This window comes from Streptomyces sp. NBC_00887, assembly GCF_045207585.1.
In genome coordinates, this window is the sequence record NZ_CP108788.1 from 5,691,737 (window position 1) to 5,708,263 (window position 16,527).

13 protein-coding genes, 4 tRNA genes, 1 other RNA gene and 2 pseudogenes are annotated in these 16,527 nt (G+C 71.1%); 12 read left to right on the forward strand and 8 right to left on the reverse strand.

Annotated elements, in window-relative coordinates; all coding sequences use genetic code 11:
* Positions 1 to 313: 313 nt before the first annotated feature.
* The 8 genes and pseudogenes from OG844_RS26000 to OG844_RS26035 all read left to right on the forward strand — a co-directional run bounded on the left by OG844_RS26000 (position 314) and on the right by OG844_RS26035 (position 4,671).
* Entirely contained in the window at positions 314 to 649 is a 336-nt protein-coding gene (locus OG844_RS26000) for an Lsr2 family protein (protein WP_351170002.1), read from the forward strand.
* Positions 650 to 801: 152 nt separating this feature from the next.
* Positions 802 to 873 (forward strand) — tRNA-Gly (locus OG844_RS26005).
* 80 nt (positions 874 to 953) lie between these two features.
* Positions 954 to 1,026 (forward strand) — tRNA-Gly (locus OG844_RS26010).
* A 130-nt stretch (positions 1,027 to 1,156) separates the two neighbouring features.
* Entirely contained in the window at positions 1,157 to 2,104 is a 948-nt protein-coding gene (locus tag OG844_RS26015) for an ABC transporter ATP-binding protein (RefSeq protein WP_406393484.1), read from the forward strand.
* A gap of 41 nt (positions 2,105 to 2,145) precedes the next feature.
* Positions 2,146 to 2,442, forward strand: a pseudogene (locus OG844_RS26020) (ABC transporter permease); the annotation flags it as partial.
* A gap of 53 nt (positions 2,443 to 2,495) precedes the next feature.
* Positions 2,496 to 3,950, forward strand: a complete 1,455-nt coding sequence (locus OG844_RS26025; RefSeq protein WP_406393486.1) for a sensor histidine kinase — start codon at positions 2,496 to 2,498, stop codon at positions 3,948 to 3,950.
* Positions 3,950 to 4,576, forward strand: a complete 627-nt coding sequence (locus OG844_RS26030) for a response regulator (RefSeq protein ID WP_406393488.1) — start codon at positions 3,950 to 3,952, stop codon at positions 4,574 to 4,576. Before OG844_RS26025 ends, OG844_RS26030 begins: the two co-directional genes overlap by 1 nt.
* Positions 4,577 to 4,598: 22 nt before the next feature.
* A tRNA-Gly gene (locus OG844_RS26035) sits at positions 4,599 to 4,671 on the forward strand.
* 44 nt (positions 4,672 to 4,715) lie between these two features.
* Here OG844_RS26035 and OG844_RS26040 read toward each other — a convergent pair.
* From OG844_RS26040 to ffs, 6 genes are all read right to left on the reverse strand, one after another.
* Positions 4,716 to 5,630, reverse strand: a complete 915-nt coding sequence (locus tag OG844_RS26040) for a phosphoribosylaminoimidazolesuccinocarboxamide synthase (RefSeq protein WP_406393490.1) — start codon at positions 5,628 to 5,630, stop codon at positions 4,716 to 4,718.
* Between the two features lie 107 nt (positions 5,631 to 5,737).
* Positions 5,738 to 7,201, reverse strand: coding sequence for a N,N-dimethylformamidase beta subunit family domain-containing protein (locus tag OG844_RS26045; protein WP_406393492.1), 1,464 nt, complete (start codon positions 7,199 to 7,201; stop codon positions 5,738 to 5,740).
* A 240-nt stretch (positions 7,202 to 7,441) separates the two neighbouring features.
* A complete protein-coding gene (locus OG844_RS26050) occupies positions 7,442 to 9,175 on the reverse strand; it encodes a hypothetical protein (protein ID WP_406393494.1) in 1,734 nt (577 codons plus the stop codon).
* Positions 9,176 to 9,546: 371 nt separating this feature from the next.
* Entirely contained in the window at positions 9,547 to 10,800 is a 1,254-nt protein-coding gene (gene purD, locus OG844_RS26055) for a phosphoribosylamine--glycine ligase (protein ID WP_406393495.1), read from the reverse strand.
* A gap of 75 nt (positions 10,801 to 10,875) precedes the next feature.
* On the reverse strand, positions 10,876 to 13,128 hold the full coding sequence (locus tag OG844_RS26060) for a DNA polymerase III subunit gamma and tau (RefSeq protein ID WP_406393496.1): 2,253 nt from the start codon (positions 13,126 to 13,128) through the stop codon (positions 10,876 to 10,878).
* Positions 13,129 to 13,207: 79 nt separating this feature from the next.
* An RNA gene (ffs, locus tag OG844_RS26065) (signal recognition particle sRNA small type) lies at positions 13,208 to 13,304 on the reverse strand.
* A 131-nt stretch (positions 13,305 to 13,435) separates the two neighbouring features.
* On the opposite strand from ffs, the gene OG844_RS26070 reads away from it, so the two are divergent.
* Positions 13,436 to 13,523: transfer RNA gene (locus OG844_RS26070), tRNA-Ser, on the forward strand.
* Positions 13,524 to 13,587: 64 nt separating this feature from the next.
* On the opposite strand, the pseudogene OG844_RS26075 reads toward OG844_RS26070, so the two are convergent.
* Positions 13,588 to 13,742 (reverse strand): annotated as a pseudogene (locus OG844_RS26075) (site-specific integrase); the annotation flags it as partial.
* Here OG844_RS26075 and OG844_RS26080 point away from each other — a divergent pair.
* From OG844_RS26080 to OG844_RS26090, 3 genes are all read left to right on the forward strand, one after another.
* Positions 13,711 to 13,896 carry a hypothetical protein gene (locus OG844_RS26080; RefSeq protein ID WP_406396404.1) on the forward strand — a complete coding sequence of 62 codons (186 nt, stop codon included), beginning with the start codon at positions 13,711 to 13,713 and terminating at the stop codon, positions 13,894 to 13,896. The pseudogene OG844_RS26075 and the gene OG844_RS26080 overlap by 32 nt on opposite strands.
* Before the next feature lie 53 nt (positions 13,897 to 13,949).
* Positions 13,950 to 14,174 (forward strand): hypothetical protein, encoded by a 225-nt coding sequence (locus OG844_RS26085; RefSeq protein WP_406393498.1) that lies wholly within the window; start codon positions 13,950 to 13,952, stop codon positions 14,172 to 14,174.
* Between the two features lie 408 nt (positions 14,175 to 14,582).
* Complete coding sequence (locus tag OG844_RS26090) at positions 14,583 to 14,954, forward strand: low affinity iron permease family protein (protein WP_406393500.1); 372 nt, start codon at positions 14,583 to 14,585, stop codon at positions 14,952 to 14,954.
* A gap of 509 nt (positions 14,955 to 15,463) precedes the next feature.
* Here the strand turns inward: OG844_RS26090 and OG844_RS26095 are convergent.
* The gene (locus tag OG844_RS26095) at positions 15,464 to 16,333 is read right to left on the reverse strand and encodes a polysaccharide deacetylase family protein (protein ID WP_406393501.1); all 870 of its coding nucleotides are present in this window, start codon (positions 16,331 to 16,333) and stop codon (positions 15,464 to 15,466) included.
* Positions 16,334 to 16,527: the final 194 nt, after the last annotated feature.

Below are 16,527 nucleotides of genomic sequence, written 5' to 3' on the forward strand. Positions count from 1 at the left end.
GTCCACTCAGCGTACCTGGCCAGAAATTCTACGCGGGTAGATATCGGATGGCCCGGATCACGCCGAGATATCGACCGCGACAACATGCAGGGAAAGCCCTGGGAAAAATCTTCACCCGGATTGCACGTGGACACGCTGGTGTAATTGGCTGGGCTTCACAATGCCGCTCCCACCGCTGTACAAATGATTACGGGGGAAAGCACCATTGCCCCGGAACAGTCGACACCAGTCGATCCGCATCCGCCTAGCAGCCGGAAGGCCCGGCATCAGCGCATGTCAGACGCGCCGATGCCGCAGGAAAGGACCGATATCCGTGGCTCAGCGCGTAGTGGTCACGCTCTCCGACGACATCGACGGGGGAGAAGCGGCGGAAACGGTCACCTTCGCCCTTGACGGGAAGTCGTACGAGATCGACCTCAATCCCGTCAACGCAAAAAAACTGCGGAAGGCGCTGGCCCCGTACATGTCGGCCGGCCGAAAGCAGACAAATGCCAGTAAGCATGGCAAGACCCCGGTGTCGTACCACCACACATCCCTCGCGCCCGACCCGGCGGCCGTGCGCGCCTGGGCCCGCTCGCACCGGATGGAGGTGCCGGCCCGCGGCCGGATCCCCAAGAAGGTCTACGAGGCGTTCCAGGCCGCCAGTTGAGAGTTACTTCCGGAACGTCCCGTTCCGGAACGATCTTCTCGGCTCCCCGGCGGAACACCCCGGGGAGCCGACTTGCACAACACCCCTGCAGGTCGGCTAGAGTCTGGAGCACGCCGAAGGGCAAGGCCGAAAGGCCGGGCCTCACGCAGCGTGCGGGTGTAGTTCAGTAGTAGAACATCCCCCTTCCAGGGGGAAGGCGCAGTGTGCAATTCCTGTCACCCGCTCTTCACTGCCTTGCCGGACCACTCCTGTGGATCAGGTACAGTAGTGACCGCTCCACCGGTGAAAGCCGAGTGGCAGCAATGCGGACGTAGCTCAGTTGGTAGAGCGCAACCTTGCCAAGGTTGAGGTCGCCAGTTCGAACCTGGTCGTCCGCTCTTGTTCAAAGGCCCCGATCGATATCGATCGGGGCCTTTGTCGTATCCATTGTCGACCCATGACGTTTGTCATGAGCAGTGATGACAGCGCGCACTGCTCGCCGCCCTGATCCGGCGGAAGTCTTGGGCCATGACCAGCGACGACTTTCTCCTCCCCGGCGCGGCCATCGAAGCGCGCGAGGTCCGGCGGTGTTACGCCGGCGGCTTCGAGGCCGTGAGCGGGATCTCCTTCTCCGTGGCGCGTGGCGAGCTCTTCGCCCTGCTCGGGACCAACGGCGCGGGAAAGACCTCCACCGTCGAGCTGCTGGAGGGACTGGCCCGCCCGGACAGCGGCACCGTGCGCGTACTCGGCCACGATCCGTACGGCGAGCGCGCGGCCGTCCGGCCCCGGACCGGAGTGATGCTCCAGGAGGGCGGCTTCCCGTCCGACCTGACGGTCACCGAGACCCTGCGGATGTGGGCGGGCTGCACGAGCGGAGCCAGGCCGCCCCGCGAGGTCCTCGACATGGTGGGCCTCGGTGGCCGGGCCGGCGTCCGGGTCAAGCAGCTCTCCGGCGGGGAGCGGCGCCGTCTCGACCTGGCACTGGCCCTGCTCGGGCGCCCGGAGGTCCTCTTCCTGGACGAGCCGACGACGGGGCTCGATGCCGAGGGACGGCGCGACACCTGGCGGCTGGTGCGGGAGCTGCGGGACGGCGGCACGACCGTCCTGCTGACCACGCACCACCTGGAGGAGGCCGAGGCGCTCGCCGACCGGCTGGCGATCATGCACCAGGGGCGGATCGTCACCTCGGGCACGATCGCCGAGGTGACGGCGGAACGTCCCGCCCGGATCCGCTGCGAGCTCCCCGAAGGGGTGACAGCGGCACAGCTCCCGCTGACGCTGCGGGCGGCGGCCGACGGCCGGCGCATCGACATCCGCACCCACGGTCTTCAGGAGTCCCTCCACGAACTGCTGGTCTGGGCCCGGGAGTCCGGCGTACCGCTGCACGGGCTCGATGCCCGTTCCGCCTCGCTCGAAGAGGCGTTCCTGGATATCGCGAACACGCACGCACAGGCGGAGAGGGTGGCGGCGCCATGACGAGCACCACGACGACGGGACGGCTGGGCGCCCTCGGGCGGGCCGAGCTGTCCGCACTGACGCGCACGGTGCAGACCGCCCAGCTCACCACGCTGCCGGTGTTCTTCGTGTCGATCCTGGGCTCCGGGCTCTTCGTACCGCTGGAGGTCCTCCCGGACCGTGCCGCTTCGCTGTGCGAACTGCTCCCGATGACAGGGGTGATGACGCTCGTGCGAGCCGGCTGGCTGGGCGACGGGGAGGCCTACGACCTGCTCGGGGCGGCGCTGACCGCACTGGCCTGGACGGTGTGCGGGGTGTTTGCTGTGCAGCGCCGGTTCCGCTGGGATCCGCGACGATGAGCCGGCCGCAGGACAGTGGGACACGGGCGGCGACACACGGGGACGGGAGCACCATGGCCAGGGAGAAATCGGGCGGGGACCCGCTGTGGGCGCGGCTGTCCGGACGGCGGGCGCTGCGGTCCGCCAGGACCGACACCGCGAAGGTCGAGCTCTACACACGCTTCACGTTCCACGCGATGGCCGGTGCCGAAGCCGGTGCGCTCGCCTTTCCGCAACTGTTCGCCGAACGGCAGCCCGCGGGTGTGTGGCTGTTCCTTCTCCTGCTCGCGCACTCGGTGGTCTGTGCCGTCCTCACCTCCAGGGCCCTCGACTGGCGGCTGGGCCGCAGGGAGCGTCCCGTATCGCTGATGGCGGCCACCGCCGCACTGTCCGGTGCGGGCGTCCTGGCCCTTCTCCTGCTGCTCGACACCGGGGCGATCACCAAGGAGGACGACTTCGGGCTGCTGATGATGGGGATCCCCGCCTTCGGCGTGGCGACCCTGGTGCTCGGTCTGCGGACGACGCGAGCGCGCGTGTACGCGGTGCTCGGCGCCCCGACGGCGACAGCCGTCGCCACGGCCGCGCTGGGGCTGGGCCTGCGGCAGACCTGGCTGAACTTCGTCGGGGTCGCGGCCGCCGGTTCGTTCCTCGCCCTCACCTACGTCTTCTCGGCCTGGCTCGTCGGCGTCGTCCGGGAACTCGACGCCTCGCACGAACTCCGGACCCGCCTCGCGGTCGCGGAGGAACGGCTCCGGTTCGGACGGGACATGCACGATGTGATGGGGCGCAACCTCGCCGTGATGGCGCTGAAGAGCGAGCTGGCGGTCCAACTGGCCGAGCGGGGAAGGCCGGAGGCCGTCTCGCAGATGGCCGAGGTGCAGCGGATCGCGCAGGAGTCGCAGCGCGAGGTCCGCGACGTCGTACGCGGCTACCGGGAGGCGGACCTGCGCATCGAACTGGAGGGGGCGCTGGGCGTGCTGAAGGCCGCGGGCATCGACTGCGAGATCCATGGGCTCGACGACGGTCCGATGCCACTCCCGCAGGACCTCCAGTCCGCGCTGGGGTGGGTGGTACGGGAGGCGACGACGAACGTACTGCGGCACGGCGATCCCCGGCGGTGCACCATCCGGCTCGCCACGACGGAGCCGTCCGGGGCGAGCGGTTCGCCCGGCGGTCCCCGGCCTCCTCGACCGGGAGAGGTGGTGCTGACGGTGCAGAACGACGGCGCACCCGAACCGGCCGGCGTCCGGGGTGAGGGAGGGGACGAGGACGGGACCGGGCCCGGTACGGGCATCGGCTCCCGGCCGGGGCCGCCCCGGACAGCGGGCGGTTCGCCGGCCGGCTCCGGCCTGGTGGGCCTGCGGGAACGGCTCGCCGCCCACGGCGGGACGCTGGAAGCGGGCCCGGTGCCGGGCGACGGCTGCTTCCGGCTGACCGCGCGGATGCCCCTGCCCGCTCCGGGCACGGACCACGACCGGGACTCCTCCGCCCCCGCAGGCTCCTCCGGTCCGGACGGGGTGGCCGCGTGATGACCGGACAACGACCGGCCCCCATCCGGGTCCTGCTGGCCGAGGACGAGCACCTGATCCGCGGCGCACTCGCCGCGCTGCTCGCCCTCGAGGACGACATCCTCCTGGTCGCCGAGGCCGCGACCGGACCCGAGGCGCTCGCGATGGCCATGGCGCACCGGCCGGACGTCGCGGTCCTGGACCTGGAGATGCCGGGCGCTGACGGTGTGAAGGTCGCCACATCCCTGCGCACCGGACTGCCCGGCTGCCGGACCATGATCGTGACGAGCCACGGCCGGCCCGGGCATCTGAAGCGGGCGCTCGCGGCGGGCGTCCGCGCCTTCGTCCCGAAGACGGTCAGCGCCCGCCGGCTGGCCGAGATCATTCGTACGGTGCACGCGGGAAACCGCTATGTGGACCCCGAGTTGGCCGCCGACGCCATCTCCGCCGGGGACTCCCCCCTGACCGCGCGCGAGGCCGAGGTGCTGGAACTCGCGGCGGACGGTGCGCCGGTCGCGGAGATCGCGGAGCGGGCGTCGCTGTCCCAGGGGACCGTGCGCAACTACCTGTCCTCTGCGGCGTCCAAAGTCGGTGCCGAGAACCGTCATACGGCGGTGCGTCTCGCACGGGAGCGCGGTTGGGTATAGTTGGCAGCGCGCCAAGGCGCATGCGAACGTAGCTCAGCTGGTAGAGCGCAACCTTGCCAAGGTTGAGGTCGCGAGTTCGAACCTCGTCGTTCGCTCCGTGCAAGAAGGCCCCGGTCCTCGTGACCGGGGCCTTCTGCTGTCACGACCAGCGGGTGCCGGTCAGGAGCTCGTACGCGTCCAGGTACTTCGCCCGGGTCGCGTCGACGATGTCCTGCGGCAGTGCCGGGGGCGGCTGCTCGCTGTGGCGGTCCCAGCCGGACGCCGCCGAGGTCAGCCAGTCACGCACGAACTGCTTGTCGTACGAGGGCTGCGCCTTGCCCGGCTTCCAGGTCGCGGCGGGCCAGAAGCGCGAGGAGTCCGGGGTCAGCACCTCGTCCGCGATGATCAGCTCCTCGCCGCCGTCCGCGGTGGGTGCGAAGCCGAATTCGAACTTCGTGTCCGCGAGGATGATGCCGCGCTCACGCGCGATGTCCCGTGCACGGCCGTACACGGCGAGCGTCGTCTGCCGCAGCGCGGCCGCCGTCTCGGCGCCGACCTCGCCGACGACCTCCTCGTACGACACGTTCTCGTCGTGGTCCCCGACCGCGGCCTTGGTGGCGGGCGTGAAGATCGGCGCCGGGAGTTCGGAACCGTCGACGAGCCCCTCGGGAAGCGCGAGCCCGCAGACCGTACGCGACGCGTTGTACTCGACCAGGCCGGACCCGGTCAGATAGCCGCGGGCGACGCACTCGACCGGGACCATCCGCAGCGACCTGCAGATCAGCGTGCGGCCGGCCCAGTCGGCGGGAGCTCCGGCGGGGAGCTCCGCGGACAGGACGTGATTCGGCACGAGGTCGGCGAACTGGTCGAACCACCACAGCGACAGCTGGGTGAGCACCCGACCCTTGTCCGGGATCTCGGTGGGCAGGACCCAGTCGTACGCGGACATACGGTCGCTGGCGACCATGACGAGGTCGCCCGCCTCGTTCCGGTACAGGTCGCGCACCTTGCCGGTGTGCAGGTGGGTGAGCCCCGGCACCTGCACGGGCTCGGGCTTTTCTACGAAACCGGACACGCTGCCTCCGCGTAGGTTGATCCAGGAGTCGCTCCGATTGTCCCGCATGCGAACGGGCCACGACGCCACGGGTCCGCCTCGGTCGTGGGCGCGGGCCGGAGACCCGCTCAGTCGCGCTTGCAGATCCGGTCGAGCAGGTTGGCCGTGGCCCGCTGGATACGGGTGTCCACATGGCCCGGGCGGTCCAGCGCCGGTGACCAGGCGAAGGTGCCCGACGCGAAGACGAGCGCGCCGGACGGGGCCCGGTACAGCGACGTCTCCTGATGCCGCGTGGCCCCGTCGCCGTCCCGGTAGGGGGAGTGCGCGAGCAGGATGCGGCTCTCGTGCTCCGGCAGCGACGTACGCGGGAAGTAGCGGTCGGCCTCGCCGGCGACCAGCCCGTCGATCTCGTCGCCCTCGGCCGCTCCGGTGGCCTCCCAGAGCCAGTGCTCGGCGTTGCGGACGACCAGCGGGTGGGCTTCGGGTACGCGGCCCGCGTACTGGATGCCGAGCAGCTGCTGTTCGGCGCGGTCGACCTCGCGCCACAGCGCGGACTTGCCCGGCCCGCTGCGCTTGCGGCAGGTCAGGAGGCGGTCGGGAACGCCCGACGGGGACGGGGAGAGACCGACCTGCCAGTACATGGTGTTCGCGGAGAGGAAGACGAGCGAGGTGCCGGTGTCGCGGGCACGCTCGGCGGTGCGGCGCATGGGCACCGACCAGTACTCGTCGTGGCCGGGGAAGACCAGGCCGCGGTAGCGGCTGGGGTCGACACGGCCGGCGTGCAGATCGCGGGCGTCGGCGTACGCGAGGTCGTAGCCGTAGCGCTCGGCCCAGCGGATGAAGTCGTAGGCGTGGCCGACGTGCAGGGGCAGTCCCGCGCCCGCGTAGGGGCGGTCGAAGGAGATCGTGCCGGCGGCGTCCTCCTCGCCCAGCAGCCGGCCCTGTTCGTCCCAGGCGTGATAGAGGCTGGCGCCGGTGCGGCCGTCCTCCGGGTAGAGGTTGTACGCCTGCCAGGTGATGTCCGGGAGCAGGAGCAGCAGATCCGCGGGGTGGTCGTCGCGGACCGTGAAGGGGATGTGGGAGCGGTAGCCGTCGGCGGTGGTGAGGACCGCGACGTACGCGCCGACCGACCAGTAACTGGGGATCTGCAGACGCCAGGAGAGCCACCAGTGGTGGCAGGAGACCGTGCGGTCGGCGGCGAGCGGGGCCGGCTGGACGATGCCGGACAGCCGCGGGCTCGTGGTGATCTTGGCGGCGCCGTCGCCCGCGTAGTGGCCGATGCGGTAGATGTCGACGGAGAACTGCTGGGGCGGGTCCACCGTGATGTGGAAGTCGATCGCCTCGCCGGGTGCCGCGGCGCCGGGTGACACGAAGCCCTTGATCTGACGGTGCACATCGTCGGCCGCCCGCGTGCCGCCACCGGCCCCGCCACGGCCCAGGTCGGGATCGGCGTACCAGGGGACGACCTGACCGGTGTCGTCGAAGTAGTTCTCGCTGCCGCGCAGCCACGGCAGCGGGCCCTGCCCGAAGGGGTCGCTCACCGCGTGCGCGAGGGCACCTGATTCCCATCGCCGGATCTGCTCGGCCCCCATGTCGCTCCCCTCCCTCATCCCCCGGACCACACTGGTGCGCCGGATGTCAGCGCCGGTCCCCAGCACATCACATAACGCATGCACTCCGTCACCGTTCGTCGCGAATTGACGTGAACGGAACGGAACCTTCCGGATGTTGGAGACGTGGGGGACACAGGAGACACATGGGTGTACTGGGGGACCGACGCGTATACAGACCTGCACCGGCGTTACGCGGGACCTCGCGTAACGAGGCGCCGTTCACACCAGCCGTACGGGCTTGTCGGTGCGGACTCCCACCCCGGAGAGCCACGAACGCAGAGGCTCCGCGTCGCCGTCCTCCACGAGGCTGAGGACGGGAGCACCCAGGTCCGACCTGCGTCCGCCGTCGACCAGCAGCGCCGGTCCGTCGAGCCAGTCGAGGCCGGGCACCGCCCCCGCCGTGTCCACGGCCGCGCAGCAGACCATCGCCACGACGTGGTCGGCCAGCAGCTCCGCACCCGTACGCGGCGGCTGGAGCGGGAAGAGCGGGAGCGGCACGGGGCCCCAGAGGTCGAGGGGGTCCGGATCCGCTCCGGCCTGCGCACCGTCCACCGGGCCGCCGCTCCGGGGCGGTGGCGCCGCCCCCGCCTCGTCGCGGGCCACGGCGGCACCGATCCCGGCGGCGAGCTCCTCGGCGTTCCCGCCGGGCGCGGCCAGGTGGTCGATGACTCGGGCCAGCGTCGGCACCGCGGTGCCGGCCGACTCGGCGGCCGGGGCGCGGTGCACGCCCGCGGACACGCTGGTGGACACGCCCAAGGAGTCGAGCACCCGGTGGAGCCGGGCAGCCTCCGTACGCCACTTCCGGTCGACGACCTCTTCCGGATACTGCTGCCAGTCGACCGGGGACCAGTCGGGGCCGCTCTCCGCGGGGCCGCCGTGGAAGAGCCGCGCGGCCAGCAGCGAAGCCGCTTCGTCGGCCACACCCGGCTCCTCCAGAAGATCGCAGGCCGGGCGCTCCCCGAGCCGGGAGGTGAAGCCCTCCGCCAGCCGGTCGCGCCGGGAGAGCTCGGTGAGCGCGGAGACGACACCGGCGTCCAGCCGGGAGGGCCAACGGCCCATCCGCCAGGCGGGCAGCGCGACCCGGGTCAGCAGGCGGTCCCAGCCCGCGTAGGCGAGGCCGACCTGCTCCTGGGCGACGATCCGCAGCCCGTAGTCCACCCCCTGGGCGCGCACCGAAGCGGCGGCGGCGACGCAGCGCTCCATCTCGGCCGCATGACCGCGACAACCGCGCAGCAGCAGCCTGGCGATCCAGCCGACGAAGGCGGCCGGCACCCTGCGCACGGCCCCCTGGCCGGGAACGGAGGCATCGGCGACCGCGGCATCGAGTCCGCGTACGAAACGGCGGGCAGCGGCTATGTCGGGGTGCGCGGACGGACCGGTCCCCGCGACGACCGGAGCCAGCACCGCCCGCAGCTCGGCGACCCGCATCCACCACAGGAAGGGCGAGCCGATCACCAGCACGGGAGCGGCGGGCACCCGTCGGCCGCGCCGGTCACGGGACAGCCCCTTGGCCAGGTCCGTGACCCCCTGCTGGGCGGCGGGGTGCGTACGGTCCTCCAGCCAGCTGTCGCAGTCCGGTGTCAGGGCTATGGCGGAGGGCGCCGGGACGTCGAGCCGGTCGGCCAGGTCGCGGACCAGCCGGTAGAGATCGGGGGCCGCCTCCTCGGTGAGCGGCACGGTCGGACTCACCGCGGGCCGCGCCCGCGCCACCGCGGCGGCGACCGCGACGGCGAGCAGCAGGACGACGACGGCGCAGACCGTCACCGCCCAGCGCACCGCGTCCCACGTACCGCCGCCGATGTGGCCCTGTGCGTTGGCGACGAGCAGCACGACGGCCGCAGCCGCGGGCAGGATGGCCACGGCCACGGCTCTGCTGCGGATACGCATCAGAGCCAGGGCACGGGCGCGCGCTGAATGCGCACCCAGCTCCTCAACCGAACCGGTACCGGACACGGCCTGACGTCACCCCCTCTGCCCCCGCGACGGTGTTGGTCACTCCCCCACTGTGGCACCCACCACTGACATCGCAATGCCGGTGGGCCAAGTGCCGGAACGCCTGCGCCGCACCCTAGTTGGGGCCTCGGCGGGCGTCATCCGGATAGCCCAGTCGTCACCCGATGGAATGGCTTTGGGCAAAGCTGCTGACGCGCCGGTGCACAAGGGTCCGCTGTGACGGGTGGCGCTCTGCCGGGACTCCTGGCGGTGCTTCCCCGAGGTGGCCGCACACACCTGTGCCCGGCCACCTCGGGGAAGTGGCCGGGCACAGAAGCACGTAGGAACGGACGGGGACCGGGACGGGACCGGGACGGCAGGGCCGTCGGGCCTCAGGCCTCCTCGGCAGCCTTGCGGGCGATGTCCGTACGGTGCTGGGAGCCGTCGAGCCGGATCCGGCCGAGGGCCTTGTAGGCGCGCTCACGGGCCGTCGAGAGGTCCGATCCGGTCGCCGTGACGGAGAGCACGCGCCCTCCGGCGCTGACGACCGCGTCGCCCTCCTGCCGGGTACCGGCGTGCAGGACGAACGCGTCCGGGGCATCCTTCGCCGCCACATCCGCGAGACCCTCGATCGGGTCACCCGTGCGGGGGGTGCCCGGGTAGTTGTGCGAGGCGATGACCACGGTGACGGCAGCGTCGTCGCGCCAGCTCAGCGGGGGTACGAGGTCCAGGGTGCCGTTCGCGGAACCGAGCAGGACACCGGCCAGCGGGGTCTTCAGCCGGGCCAGGACCACCTGGGTCTCCGGGTCGCCGAAACGGGCGTTGAACTCGATGACCCTTACTCCGCGCGAGGTGATCGCGAGGCCCGCGTACAACAGCCCGGAGAAGGGCGTACCGCGGCGGCGGAGCTCGTCGACGGTCGGCTGGAGGACGGTCTCCATGACCTCGTCGACCAGCTTCGGGTCGGCCCACGGGAGCGGGGAGTACGCGCCCATGCCACCGGTGTTCGGGCCCTCGTCGCCGTCCAGGGCGCGCTTGAAGTCCTGGGCGGGCTGCAGCGGCAGTACCGTGGTGCCGTCGGTGATCGCGAAGAGGCTCACCTCGGGGCCGTCGAGGAACTCCTCGATGACCACACGGTCGCAGGCCAGCGCGTGGGCGCGGGCCTCTTCGACGTCGTCGGTGACGACGACGCCCTTGCCTGCCGCGAGACCGTCGTCCTTGACGACGTACGGGGCTCCGAAGGCGTCGAGCGCCTCGTCGATCTCGGCAGCCGTCGTGCAGACGTAGCTGCGGGCGGTCGGGACGTTGGCACCGGCCATGACGTCCTTGGCGAACGCCTTGGAGCCCTCCAGCCGGGCCGCCTCGCGCGAGGGGCCGAAGCAGGGGATGCCGACCGCGCGCACGGCGTCGGCGACCCCGGCGACAAGCGGTGCCTCCGGGCCGACGACCACCAGCTCGGCGCCCAGCTCGGTGGCGAGGCGCGCGACGGCTTCGCCGTCGAGTGCGTCGACCGGGTGCAGTTCGGCCACCTCTGCGATTCCGGCGTTGCCGGGGGCGCAGTACAGAGCGGTGACATCGGGGTCGAGGGAGAGAGAGCGGCACAGGGCGTGTTCGCGGGCGCCGCCGCCGATGACGAGGACCTTCACGGGTGCAGCCTAACCGCCGGGGGCCGGGCGCCTCGACGGGCGCCGCTCCGTGGACACGGTCGGCGACAGGGGCCCCTACTCGTTGTTGAACTCCTCGACGACCGTGGCTCCCAGTTCGCGGACGATCAGATCGTGCCCGGAGAGCGCGGAGTCGACCAGGTCCGGATCGTCGGCCTCAGCCGTGTCGTCCTCGGGGGCGACCGAGCGAGGCGGCTCGGGCGCGGCCCTGGAGTACCCCTGCTCGGACTGCCCCGGCTGCCCCGACCGCTGAGGCGGGGACGAGGGCTGCTGGGCCGGCTGCGAGGACTGCTGGGCCGGAGCCGGACGGGACTCGTACGACTGCGACTGCGCCTGCGGGGCGGCCGGGGGCTGGTAGGGGGCGGCCGGAGGGCGGCCACCGCCGCCACCGGTCTGCGGGGGCATGCCTCCGCCACCTCCGCCACCCGACGGGTCGACGACGGCCTCGACCCGCCACTGGGCGTTGAACCGCTCGGCGAGAGCCTGCTTCAGCACCTCTTCGCTGCCGCTGCTCGCGAAGTTGTCCCGGGCGCCCGCGCTGAGGAAGCCGATCTGCAGCGTGGTGCCGTCGAATCCGGTGACCTGTGCGTTCTGGCTGAGCAGGATCCAGGTGAACCGGCGGCGGTTCTTCACGGCCTCCAGGATGTCCGGCCACATGTGCCGTACCTGGCCGACGCCCTGCGCCATGTCCTGTCCACCCGGCGCGGGTGCTGCCGGCGGCGCGACGGAGGCAGCCGGGGCGGGGGCGGAGGTTGGGGGGACCGTCTGCGGAGGCGGTGTCTGACCCGGCGCGGACGCGGTCGGCCAGCCCCCGGGACGACGTCCCGTCTCCGCTGCGGCGCCTCCGGCCGTTCCGGCTCCCGCGGCGGCGGGCCATGCCCCCGGCCGCTGACCGGCGGCCGGTGCTTCTGCCGGGGGCGCTTCCGCGGGTGCCTGGTGGACCGGCGGCGCGACAGCCGGAGCCTCCGGGACGGCGGGAGCGGCCGGGGCTGCGAAGGGTGCGGCTGCGGGGCCGCCGTCGGGTGCCTCGCCGCGTACCGCCGCACGGGCTGCGGCAGGCCCGCCGCCCGGCAGTCCGGCACCGGCCGGCGCATGGGCCTCCGGCCCGGGGACGTACCCCACGGCGGGACCCGTGCCGGCCGTCGCGAAGGACACGCCGCGCTCCAGCCGGTCCAGCCTGGCCTGGAGCGAACGCTCGTCGTCGAAGGCCGCGGGCAGCAGCACCCGGGCGCAGATCAGCTCCACCTGAAGCCGCGGGGAGGTCGCCCCGCGCATCTCCGTGAGCCCCTCGTTGACCAGGTCGGCGGCGCGGCTCAGCTCCGCGGCGCCGAAGACGGACGCCTGGGCCTGCATCCGCTCGACCACGTCGGCGGGCGCGTCGATGAGCCCCTTCTCGCCCGCGTCCGGCACGGCGGCCAGGATCACCAGGTCGCGCAGCCGCTCCAGCAGATCCGCGACGAAGCGCCGTGGGTCGTTGCCGCCCTCGATCACCCGGTCCACGACCTCGAAGGCCGCCGCCCCGTCGCCTGCGGCGAAGGCGTCCACGACGGAGTCCAGCAGGGACCCGTCCGTGTAGCCGAGCAGCGAGGTCGCCATGGCGTATGTCACACCGTCATCGCCCGCGCCGGCCAGCAACTGGTCCATGACCGACATCGAGTCGCGCACGGATCCCGCACCCGCGCGCACGACGAGGGGCAGCACACCGTCCTCGACGAAGCTGTTCTCCTTGCCGCACACCTCGGCGAGATAGCCACGCAGCGTCCCGGGCGGAACCAGCCGGAACGGGTAGTGGTGCGTACGCGACCGGATGGTGCCGATGACCTTCTCGGGCTCCGTGGTCGCGAAAATGAACTTGAGGTGCTCCGGAGGCTCCTCGACCACCTTCAGCAGGGCGTTGAACCCTGCCGGCGTGACCATGTGCGCCTCGTCGATGATGTAGATCTTGTACCGGCTCGCCGCGGGCCCGAAGAATGCCTTTTCCCGCAGGTCACGGGCATCGTCCACACCACCGTGGGACGCGGCGTCGATCTCGATCACATCGATCGAACCCGGTCCGTTGCGCGCGAGGTCCTGGCAGGACTGGCACTTTCCGCACGGCGTCGGCGTCGGACCCTGTTCGCAGTTCAGACAGCGGGCGAGGATGCGCGCGCTGGTCGTCTTTCCACATCCGCGCGGCCCGCTGAACAGGTACGCGTGATTGACCCGGTTGTTCCGCAGGGCCTGCTGCAAGGGGTCAGTGACATGCTCCTGACCGATGACCTCGGCGAAGGACTCGGGGCGATAGCGGCGGTAGAGCGCAAGGGACGACACACATACGAGGTTATCGGGGCGGACCGACAACCGGCCCCGCTCCGGGCACACCATCGGCGGGACACCACACCCCCGGGCACGCAAGGGCCCCCCACGCACCCGCCAGAGCCAACCTACCCTTGCTGCCTTCCGGCCCTGGGGGAGTTCAGTCAGATAGCGCCACGTGAGGGGCTGACGCCCACCTTAACCGATCCCCGCCCCCCGAAGTCCACCCACCCGGCCCCCGGGCCCACTCCGGGACCGCTCGGAACGATCTCCGGGGGAACGTGTTCGCGAGCACTCCCCAACGTCTTGTATTGTTTGCCGCGGAGGATTCGCCTAGTGGCCTAGGGCGCACGCTTGGAAAGCGTGTTGGGGGCAACCCCTCACGAGTTCGAATCTCGTATCCTCCGCCATTGCTCTCACCGGGCAATACGTCGAAGGCCCCCACCGCTTGCGGTGGGGGCCTTCGACGTTGCCTCAGCCCTCGTTGTCCTGGTCTGTGTCCACAGGGGCTGTTTCCGGGGCTCCCCAGATCGCGGCGCCGATCTTTCGGGCCCCTCCTTCAACAGATGGTCGGGGATGTGGAGGTACCGCGCCCGCATGCGCGCGGCCCCGCCCGGTTCCCATCCGATCAAGCGGGTCAATCAGCACGCCACCGCACTGCGTCGCCTCATGACAGACCTGTCGGCTCCCGAACTCAGCCAGTTGGTCATCCGCCTCACGGCCGACGTGCAGGGCGAGGCGTGCGAGACCACGGTTGTCAACTACTCCGCACTTCCCCCGTAGGCGCCGCCGGCCCTCGTGCTGCGATATCCGACGACCGGTCGCAGCATGGACCCATGGCAGCGGCGCCGATTGTCGTGCACCGGCCGTCCCCCACGGGCGGCCGACGGGTGACCGTGCGTCGCGCTGGACGAGACGAGATCCTCGGCCTGGCCCATTCGGATCGCGACTTCGTCGTGTTCCTCGAAGGCGCGGGAATCCTCGATCCGGCGCTGATCGTCGACGATCCAGTGTGGGTTGAGTGGCGCGGCGGCCACGCCCACGAGTGGGATGCAGCCTAAGCCGAGGTGAGGGCACCGTGGCATGCCCGTGCGCAGCGGACTTGGAAGCCGTTACGTCGCCGACGCAGTAGGACTTTCTCCACCTCATCAAGGCCCGCGCACGGCGCGGGCGCGCGACGCCTCTGCGGCGCGGCCTGCCTCCTGTTCTGCGCCCCGACCGGCCCCGCCCGGCGGCGCGCCAGTGGCAGCGGGCATGAATTGGGAGATCCCTGCTGTGGCTGGGGCGGCCGGCTCCCGTTACCAGGGCCCGAGGAGTCGGCTCGCTATTCGTTCACGACATTGAAGGCGGCGACCAGGAACCCTTCGCCGCATACCAGGACGGAGCATTCCGAATCCGGGGGGATGGTCCGCGTCCGGGCCGGGCGTGTCAGCCTTCGGGCATGCCACCGTCCGCTGTAGAGAATGGGCATGATTCTCAAGCATCCGTCCGACCGCGGAGGCTCGCGGAGCAAGCCGTTTGAGAGGCTGGCCGAGAATGCCTCACGGTTCACCAGTTCAGCAGCGTTCTTCGTGATCTGCCTGATCCTGGTCGCCGTGGCTGTCACGTTGCACGTGATCGGCGTGCCGATCACGTGGCTTCTGTTCGTGGGCGATGCAATGTCGGCGGTGACCCTGCTCCCGGTGGCGCTGCTGAAGAACTCCGAGCTGTGGGCCGAACGCGCCGTCCAGCGCAAGCTGGACGCCATCGCAGCAGCCGTGCTGGAAGGGCAGGAGGGCGGCGGCCCTGGAGAAGCCCACCCGAAGCTACGGTCCACCCTTGGCAGGGAAGAGAACTCCTGATGCGCCCGGTTCGGCACAGCCCTCATGGCCATGGGCCGCTTCTTCCTCTTCGGTACAGCCTGCCTCATGCTCGGTGCGCCGGGCGTCATCGGCCGCTCGGGAGCCGGGTCACGGGAGCTTCACCGGCTGCGCCCGACGGCGTCTCTGGGCGGCCGTAGCGCAGCCGGTATGACCGCCACCGACCGATCCATAGAGCTACGGATCCGAAGGCCTTAGATCACGGCACGGACAGCGACCTTCGGCCAGCATCCGCAGGGCAAGGGTCCCGCCACCGTTGCTCGTTGTCCTGTTTCTTTGTTCAGTTCGCTCGTGTCCACCGGGGTTCACCGCCCTGCGCCTGCCGCGAGAGGCTCGGTCGGACGTCGACGCGATCCGCCTGATCCACGACGAGATCGAGAGCCTCCTCCGCGGCCCGCACAGCGACAACCCCGCGTACCCGGCAACTCGCAGGGAGTCCGAGCCGGCGATACGTACCGTCGGCGCGACGGGCCGTCCGCGACGGGCCGCGGTCATCCCGCTTTCGGCGCGGACGTACGGGCGTAGTGTCCGGCGATCTCGTCGCTCGTCGTGAGCCACACGCCCGGGTGGTTCGCGACGTATTCCAGCGCCTGGTCCAGGTACTTGAGTCGAAACGCCTGGCCGGTGACGAATGGGTGCAGAGCCAGGGCCATGACCCGGCCGCTGTCGGCCGACTCGGCGTACAACTGGTCCAACTGGTCCTTGACGACCTGCACGAAGTCCGGGCCGCTGAGGGCGTGCGCCGTGAAGAGGCCCAGGTCGTTGAGTTCGAGCGAGTACGGCACGCTCAGCATGCCGGGCACGTTCAACCGGTACGGCTGGTCGTCGTTGGTCCAGTCCAGGACATAGTTCAGGCCGAGGTCGGCCAACAACGAGGGGGTGCGGAACGTCTCGGTGAGCGCCGGGCCCAGCCAGCCGCGCGGGCGCCGGCCGGTGGCCTTCTCGATCGTCTCGACGACGTGGGTCAGGTAGGCGCGTTCGTCGTCGGCCACATCGGTCTGCAGGGTCGAGTTGTTGCGCCCATGGGCCAACCAGGCCCAGTCCCGAGCCCGTCCGGCCTCGATGATCTGTGGGTAGTGGTCGACGACATCGGAGTTGAGCAGCACACTCGGCCGGACGCCGTGACGGTCGAAAGCCTCGATCATCCGCCAGATGCCCACGCGCGGCCCGTAGTCGCGCCAGCCGAAGTTCAGGGGGTCCGGCAGCAGACCCGCGGTGGCCTGGTTGATGCTCGTGGACGGCGTGCCGACGAGGAAGTGTTCGACGTTCAGGCCCACGTAGAAGGCGACGCGGGCGCCGTCGGGCCAGCGGATCGGCTCGCGCTCGACGATCGGGCTGTAGTCGTACAGTGCGTTGTCCATGGCGATCTCTCCTGTAGTCGGTGCTCGGCGTGAGCCGATGCGGTGGGGTGTCGTATGTCGGGCAGCACCGGCAGGAGGGGCGAGGCGGACAGTGTCGGTGTCCGTGACCTCGGTGTCCGTGTACATGATCATGTCCGTCCCTCCCATTCCTGGTGCGCCCTGCCGGTGATGACACGACTGTGCTCCCGAACGCT

Excerpts from the sequence above, each read along its gene's own strand:
- OG844_RS26025 (WP_406393486.1), top strand. The coding sequence starts at position 2,496 with ATGGCCAGGGAGAAATCGGGCGGGGACCCGCTGTGGGCGCGGCTGTCC.
- OG844_RS26090 (WP_406393500.1), top strand. The coding sequence starts at position 14,583 with ATGATTCTCAAGCATCCGTCCGACCGCGGAGGCTCGCGGAGCAAGCCG.
- OG844_RS26045 (WP_406393492.1), bottom strand. The coding sequence starts at position 7,201 with ATGGGGGCCGAGCAGATCCGGCGATGGGAATCAGGTGCCCTCGCGCAC.
- OG844_RS26080 (WP_406396404.1), top strand. The coding sequence starts at position 13,711 with ATGCGCGCGGCCCCGCCCGGTTCCCATCCGATCAAGCGGGTCAATCAG.
- OG844_RS26085 (WP_406393498.1), top strand. The coding sequence starts at position 13,950 with ATGGCAGCGGCGCCGATTGTCGTGCACCGGCCGTCCCCCACGGGCGGC.
- OG844_RS26030 (WP_406393488.1), top strand. The coding sequence starts at position 3,950 with ATGACCGGACAACGACCGGCCCCCATCCGGGTCCTGCTGGCCGAGGAC.
- OG844_RS26015 (WP_406393484.1), top strand. The coding sequence starts at position 1,157 with ATGACCAGCGACGACTTTCTCCTCCCCGGCGCGGCCATCGAAGCGCGC.
- OG844_RS26095 (WP_406393501.1), bottom strand. The coding sequence starts at position 16,333 with ATGGACAACGCACTGTACGACTACAGCCCGATCGTCGAGCGCGAGCCG.